At 44.2% G+C, this 310-nt stretch carries 1 protein-coding gene; it reads right to left on the bottom strand.

The genetic code is table 11. The features are described 5' to 3' along the window. Positions 1-310: M3 family metallopeptidase (locus SB765_RS28780; protein ID WP_410932377.1), on the bottom strand; the 310-nt coding region annotated here is incomplete at both ends.

The raw sequence follows: 310 nt of genomic DNA, 5'->3' as shown, positions 1-310 counted from the left end.
CCAGTTTTCTAAAAACTGACTTGGCAATTCAACGGCATCCCATGCCACACCATTAATACCAGCAACAGGCGCTGCATCTACTTGAGTTAACATGTGGTGAATGCCGTGACCAAACTCATGGAACAGTGTGGTTACTTCATTATGGGTAAACAAAGCAGGCTTATCGCCAATCGCTTTATTAAAGTTACATACTAAGTAAGCAACTGGTGTTTGAAGTTCACCATTAGCACGCACTTTACGACCCATACAGTCATCCATCCACGCACCACCACGCTTGTGGTCACGGGCGTATAAATCTAAGTAAAAACGG

This window comes from Pseudomonas sp. SIMBA_067 (assembly GCF_046534675.1).
In the GTDB taxonomy this organism is placed as follows: domain Bacteria; phylum Pseudomonadota; class Gammaproteobacteria; order Pseudomonadales; family Pseudomonadaceae; genus Aquipseudomonas; species Aquipseudomonas putida.
The sequence above is the reverse complement of the archived record's forward strand: the minus strand, read 5'-3'. Positions and strand labels throughout refer to the sequence as shown.